Here is a 6,383-nt window from a genome sequence, read left to right on the forward strand (position 1 = left end):
AATGGCAAAAAAAGATCCATCAGAAATGCCGGTAGAAGAACGTCTGAAGACGCTCTATCAGTTGCAGACTACGCTTTCGGCTATCGACGAGAAGCGTGCGTTGAGAGGTGAACTACCTTTGGAAGTACAGGACCTGGAAGATGAAATCGAAGGATTGACAACTCGTATCGAGAAAATCCAGGCAGATATCAATGAGTATGAGACTGCCATCGTACAGAAAAAAGGCGATATCGAAAACGCCAAAGTCAGCGTGGAACGTTACAAAAAGCAGTTGGACGAGGTTAAGAACAACCGCGAATATGACACTCTGACAAAAGAAATCGAATTTCAGGAACTTGAAATCGAACTCTGTAATAAGAAAATCAGAGAGGCTCAGAATCGTGTGACAGAGAAGAAAGAGGAGCTCGCTGTCAATAAGGAAAACATCGAAGACCGTCGTCAGGCCTTGGAAGTGAAGAAGAACGAACTCGACGAGATCATGGACGAAACTCGTGCAGAGGAAGAAAAACTGAAAATTAAGGTGAAAGACCTTGAGGCTAAGATTGAACCACGTCTCCTTTCTTCATTCAAGCGTATCCGTAAAAACGCTCGCAACGGTCTCGGTATTGTTTATGTGCAGCGTGATGCCTGCGGTGGTTGCTTCAATAAGATTCCACCTCAGCGTCAGCTCGACATCAAAATGCATAAGAAAATTATCGTTTGTGAGTATTGTGGACGTATCCTCGTAGATTCGGAATTGGCTGGTGTTAAGACCGTTACTCCAAAAGCAGAGGAGAAGAAACCCCGCAAGCGTGCTATCCGCAAAACCACGAAGAAGGTTGCTGATGCCAACGATGAGGCTTAATACAAGTCCTAATTCGTTGATAAAATAAAAGGCGCAGAATAATCTGCGCCTTTTGTCTTATTTATGAATTGGGGAAAATAAACTGGTCTTATGAGCTAAATATGAAAATCCTATAAATCTTCATAGTTAGGAATGTCAGGCAGGATGCTGTAGCATCGATGCTCATAGTCCATGCGACAACAGAAGTGTTGCATGCCATTGCTAATCATTAGATAGTCAACATGTAGTAAAAGGTTGTAGGACGAAACTTGGTCGAACACCTTCTGACTTAACGCAACAGTAGGGGCTTTATACTCGATTATCATCATGGGTTGGGCCTGCTTATTGTATAGGATAGAGTCACAACGTAGGCGCTTGCTACCGCATTGTAGCGCAATCTCGTTGCCTAATAATCCTTTGGGGTAGCCTTTTTCTGTCACCAACCAATGTACAAAATGCTGGCGGACCCATTCTTCTGGGGTCAGCTTTACATAGCGACGACGAAGAAAGTCGAATATCTCCGGTTTTTCGCGAGTGCCACCCAACTGGATGGGAAATGAGGGAAGGTTTAATTGAAACATATTGCAAACTTACCGCTTTTTTTCTTGATATTGAAGAAATATCTGAGAAAATTAAATATCTATGAAGAAAAAAGATAGAAACACAAAATAAATGAGTAATTTTGCAGCAATTAAGCACCTAATGAACATTCGAAGGATCATTCTAATGGCCGGAATCGTTGTGCAGGCTCAATGTACTACGATGGCTCTTGCTGGAAACAGTAATGACAGACAGGTTGATTCCATTCACCACGCTATATTGTCGCTCGAAGGACAAGCGCTGTTGGATGCCTATCGGCATGTGTATTATGTTCAAATCTATTCAGGTGATAATGAGCGGCAAACCATTGCTCAAATGCAGCGAGAGGCAGAATTGCAAGATAATATTCCAATGCGCTGTTTGGCAAAGGCGGCTCTTGTCAACTACTATGTATTCAAGGACGGATGTGCCGATTCATTGCGGCATGTGTTTCCTGAGACACACCACTTCCTGCGTCAACAGAAGAGCTGGAACTACTATTACTCGACATGGTCTCTGTGGGCTAATTTCCTTATTTTCGCCAATGAAGGCAGTAAAGCGCAGAATGAGGTGCGCAATATGTATGAAGATGCCAAGAAGAGAAATAATATATATGGCATAGGATTGGCGTAGTATGTACTGGCAAACCTATATCGTAATATGGGTGAAAACAAAGAGGCTATACGCAACTATAAGCAGTGCATACAGACCTTGAGTAATATCGAGTCTTATCATGCGGCTCTTATCTGTATATATCCATTCTATTGTGGGGCATTGGCAGATGAAAAACTCTATGGTGATTTGAAGGATGCTACGGAACGTTGGCAACAAATACGCCATATATATAAGGAGAAATTGGGCGTCTCTGAAGAATGTTTGAGTAAATCACCCAACTATGTGTATTTCTGTTTGGTGCGCGCTATAGTGCTCATAGAAGAACATCGGGTGTCAGAAGCATTGAAGATCTTGTCAGGAGCCGAGCGTATCACTCGTAATCGTTCGGATTATGTACGGCGTGATGTGCTTTACCGTATGGCAGAATTATATATCAATGAAGGTGATTATCAGAAAGCCCTTCATTATAATAGTATGGCTGATAGCTGCCGTTCACTATTACTTCATTATATGGGTGATCAGCTGCGCGTAGTGCGACAAAGGGCAGATATATATTTTCGAATGGGAAATTGTGAAAAGACTGCTGTAATCCTGCGAAGTGTGATGGATTCTGTTGATGAGAGAAATCTGATAGAAACTCGTAATCAACTTAATGAGCTTAATGCACACTATCAGATAGATAGGCTACGACAGGAACAACAACAGGACAAGGAACATACCATCTATGCTTTTTTTACTTTGGTTATTGTGTGCATGTTGTTGCTTGTTGCCGTTGTGGTTTTCTTTATGCACCGTATTCATAAGAAAAATGCCCAGTTGCTGGTAGTGCTTGACCGTTCGAAAGAAAGTACTCGTATGAAGGATTCTTTTGTCAAGCATATCAGTCATGAGTTGCGCACACCACTTCATATCATTACGGGATTTTCGCAGGTTATGGCAAATCCTGACTATTCACTCAGTACTGAGGCGCGAAAAGATGTGGTGAAACGAATCACCGATAACACCCAGTTGATAACAAGTCTGATTAATGAGCTCCTCGAGTTGTCTGACGAAGAGAGTCGGCATAACTATGCTCCCGACGATGAGATCGATGTAAAAAGGGTTTGTGATGAGATGATTCGCCAATTGGAACAGGCAGATAAAGGACGTTTGCAGGTGCATTATAGAATTGATGTGGACGATGATTTTATGATACATAACAATCTTGTAGGACTCAAGAAAATACTATGGCACTTGGGAAACAATAGTCTGAAATTCACAGAAAACGGTAGTGTGTAGGGTGTCATACAAAACTTTCTACCGATAAGAAATGGGTGGAGTTTCATATGAGTGATACGGGTATAGGTATTCCTGAAGAACTGCGTGAACGTATCTTTGAGAAATTCTATAAGATTGATCCCTTTAAGAAAGGACTTGGACTTGGACTTTCTGTTGCGCGACATATTGCAGAACAAATGGGAGGAACGTTGGCTTTTGATCGTGAATACGAAGGCCCTGGAACGTGTTTCGTAATAAATAAGGTACGTTGTATTCTTTCCTAATAGGGGATCTCGCTCGCTTATTCGTACCTCAGCATCTGCGATGCTCGGTACTCACGCTCGGAAAAACAAAATATAATTTGGTTTTTCGCTCGCTTATTCGTACCTTTGTAAGCAATATGGCACAAGAGAAAGTGACTTATGAGAATGTAATGCGCGACCTGAAAGCGCGTAAGTTTAAGCCTGTCTATTATCTGATGGGTGATGAAGCTTATTATATCGACAAGATTGCAGACTGGATTGCTGATAATGTACTCCTGCCTGAAGAGCGTGATTTCAATCAAACAGTATTGTTTGGATCAGATGTCAACGCTGCACAGATTGTAGATGCTGCCAAACGCTATCCTATGATGGCAGAACATCAGGTCATTATAGTTAAAGAGGCACAGAATGTAAAAGATACTGAGCCGTTAGAACGCTATTTTAAGTCACCCATGTCTTCCACAATTCTTGTGATGTGCCATAAAAACGGTACTGTGGATGGACGAAAACGCGAATATGTGAAAGCTATCCGTGATGCTGGTGTGCTTTTTGAGAGTCAAAAGCTCAAAGACCGAGATTTGCCAGCGTTCATCGAAAAGTATCTTAATGAACGCAATGCATCCATTGATCCTAAATCAACTCAAATTATTGCCGACTATATTGGAGCAGATCTTCATAGATTGGTGGGGGAACTCAATAAGGTGCTTGTTTCGTTGCCTGAATCCAATCGAAGGGTAACACCTCAGGTGGTGGAAGACCAAATAGGGGTGAGCAAGGACTTCAATGTGTTTGAATTGAAGAATGCTATTATTAACCGCGATGTGTTTAAGGCAAACCAGATAATGAATTATTTTGACAACAATCCAAAGAGTGGGGGGCTCTACTCTGTTCTCCCATTTCTCTTCAATTATTTCCAAAATCTCATGATTGCCTATTATTGTCCAGATCGAGGCAATAGAGATGCTATTGCACAATGGCTGGAAATGCGTAATGCGTGGGGGGCTAACGACTATATCACGGGTATGCGAAATTATACCGCAATGAAGGTTTTCCAGATAATTTCCAAGATTAGAGAGATTGACGCAAAAACCAAAGGTCTGGATAACCCTAATACGCCTCCGGAAGAGCTTGCAAAGGAGTTAATCTTCTATATTTTACACTAAAAAAGAGCCTTTTTGAGGCTCTTTTTTTCTATTTCACAGTTTTTTGAATACATAAAAAAAAGGCCTGAAACGCTGATTCTGACTCATCTTTCTGGCTTTTTTCCCCTCTGAGAATCGCGTATTTTTGAGCATTTCAGACCTCTGTTCACAATTCATCCAAAATAAAAAAAACTGCGTTTTTGGGAAGTTCAAAATTTGGCGTTAACGTTTATTTTTATTTTGCTTTGTAAATATCAAAATCAAAACATGATGCAATTTTGGTTCAAATTTACAATTTACAAACATAAATATCGAAATTTAACCATCAGTTTTGAGGTTTGAATTTCAATATTAAAACTTAAAACTTGCAGTATCAAAATCAATATTGATATTTATACATGATTAAGATATATAAATAACATGCTTAAACTCAGTATTTTATGTAAAATACAACAAGGAACCAATAAAAAATTATGTAGTTTTTGCCTACTTAACATTGCATAGAGGCTTTCTTCTGAGCATATTTTCGTAAATAACACAATAGTAGCCATATAGTTAAGAAAAAACGCTAAAATCGTGCGGGATATCACTTTTAGTACTTGAAATTTTGGTTTTAAAATCAAAATCTAAAAACAACCCCTTCGATGCTTTGGAGCTTTAAATTCTGAATTTGAAAGCTATAATTTTAAAACACAAATTCCTTCTACATTTGTTGTGTATCTCAAAAATTCTGTTTACCTTTGTAAACCGAATCCAAAATACTAATTTTGCACTAAAATCATACCTTATGGAGATGAAAGATCGCATCAGGCTCGTCATGGAAGAGCAGCATATGAGTCAACAAGTGTTCGCCGACTTCGTTGGATTGTCGGCTGCAACATTGAGCAGTATATTCAATGGACGTACCCGTCCTACCCTTAACATTGTCGAGGCCATCAAAAAGAAGATACCTGTTATAAACACCGACTGGTTGTTGATGGGTATCGGAGATATGCATATAGGTGCCTCTTCAGAACCTGTCGATAGCTCTTTATCAGCCACTTCCACCCCATCGGAGCCAACATTAGATTTTGATTCTGCAGTTCAAGATCGTGCAGAACCGGCTTATCAACATAGTTATTCACATGGTGTAAAAAGTACACGATTGGATTTTTCTGCATGTGATATGAAAAACATTGACAGACAACCGCGCAAGGTTACAGAGATTCGCGTTTATTATGATGATCAGACCTACGAGACCTTTGTACCTGCGAAATCGAAATGATGAGTGATTATTTATCAGTTTAAGTCCATAGAATATGTTATTCAAGTAGTGGCTTAAGAGATTTTATACGAATCATAACAGTCCCCAACCGATTGCTGCTAAGGTGTCGATTGGGGATTGGATTTTATCCCTCGTATTCTTGCGATGGCATATTTTTCTTGTATTCACGCTCTCTCCACGCTCTCTCCACGCTCTCTTCACGCGTGAATGATGCTGTCCTTCTTATGATTCTAACATAGGCCATTATTGATGTGGCATGAGGTACTTCGGCTTATTGTTTCCGATTATTGTGAATGTTGTTAGTCTATGTGTTTGTAAGTTCAAGATAGAAGTGCAATTTTCAGGTAGAGGTAAAGATAAAATCTAATACCTGAAAACACCGAGGGGTTTGGGGTCGAGCAGCCCCCATGAGAGAACTTACGAGCCAGAATTCAACAATG

6 protein-coding genes and 1 pseudogene are annotated in these 6,383 nt (G+C 40.2%); 6 read left to right on the forward strand and 1 reads right to left on the reverse strand.

The features are described from left to right. Position 1: 1 nt before the first annotated feature. Complete coding sequence (locus CIK93_RS01455) at positions 2–844, forward strand: zinc ribbon domain-containing protein (protein WP_094389686.1); 843 nt, start codon at positions 2–4, stop codon at positions 842–844. A gap of 110 nt (positions 845–954) precedes the next feature. Here CIK93_RS01455 and CIK93_RS01460 read toward each other — a convergent pair whose 3' ends face one another. Then, entirely contained in the window at positions 955–1,404 is a 450-nt protein-coding gene (locus tag CIK93_RS01460) for a type I restriction enzyme HsdR N-terminal domain-containing protein (protein ID WP_094389685.1), read from the reverse strand. Between the two features lie 121 nt (positions 1,405–1,525). Between CIK93_RS01460 and CIK93_RS01465 the strand changes: the two genes are divergently transcribed. From CIK93_RS01465 to CIK93_RS01485, 5 genes and pseudogenes are all read left to right on the forward strand, one after another. After that, positions 1,526–2,035, forward strand: coding sequence for a hypothetical protein (locus CIK93_RS01465; RefSeq protein ID WP_094389684.1), 510 nt, complete (start codon positions 1,526–1,528; stop codon positions 2,033–2,035). A gap of 6 nt (positions 2,036–2,041) precedes the next feature. Continuing rightward, positions 2,042–3,295, forward strand: coding sequence for a HAMP domain-containing sensor histidine kinase (locus CIK93_RS01470; protein ID WP_256387568.1), 1,254 nt, complete (start codon positions 2,042–2,044; stop codon positions 3,293–3,295). Between the two features lie 23 nt (positions 3,296–3,318). Next, positions 3,319–3,558: pseudogene (locus CIK93_RS01475) on the forward strand (sensor histidine kinase); the annotation flags it as partial. Between the two features lie 116 nt (positions 3,559–3,674). After that, complete coding sequence (gene holA, locus CIK93_RS01480; protein ID WP_094446363.1) at positions 3,675–4,700, forward strand: DNA polymerase III subunit delta; 1,026 nt, start codon at positions 3,675–3,677, stop codon at positions 4,698–4,700. Positions 4,701–5,472: 772 nt separating this feature from the next. Then, positions 5,473–5,943: a helix-turn-helix domain-containing protein gene (locus tag CIK93_RS01485; protein ID WP_094389688.1), complete on the forward strand. Its 471-nt coding sequence runs from the start codon at positions 5,473–5,475 to the stop codon at positions 5,941–5,943. The last annotated feature ends 440 nt before the right edge of the window (positions 5,944–6,383 follow it).

It is taken from the genome of Prevotella sp. P3-92 (genome assembly GCF_002251205.1).
Taxonomy (GTDB): Bacteria; Bacteroidota; Bacteroidia; order Bacteroidales; family Bacteroidaceae; genus Prevotella.

Excerpts from the sequence above, each read along its gene's own strand:
- CIK93_RS01455 (WP_094389686.1), top strand. The coding sequence starts at position 2 with ATGGCAAAAAAAGATCCATCAGAAATGCCGGTAGAAGAACGTCTGAAG.
- CIK93_RS01460 (WP_094389685.1), bottom strand. The coding sequence starts at position 1,404 with ATGTTTCAATTAAACCTTCCCTCATTTCCCATCCAGTTGGGTGGCACT.
- CIK93_RS01465 (WP_094389684.1), top strand. The coding sequence starts at position 1,526 with ATGAACATTCGAAGGATCATTCTAATGGCCGGAATCGTTGTGCAGGCT.
- holA (WP_094446363.1), top strand. The coding sequence starts at position 3,675 with ATGGCACAAGAGAAAGTGACTTATGAGAATGTAATGCGCGACCTGAAA.
- CIK93_RS01485 (WP_094389688.1), top strand. The coding sequence starts at position 5,473 with ATGAAAGATCGCATCAGGCTCGTCATGGAAGAGCAGCATATGAGTCAA.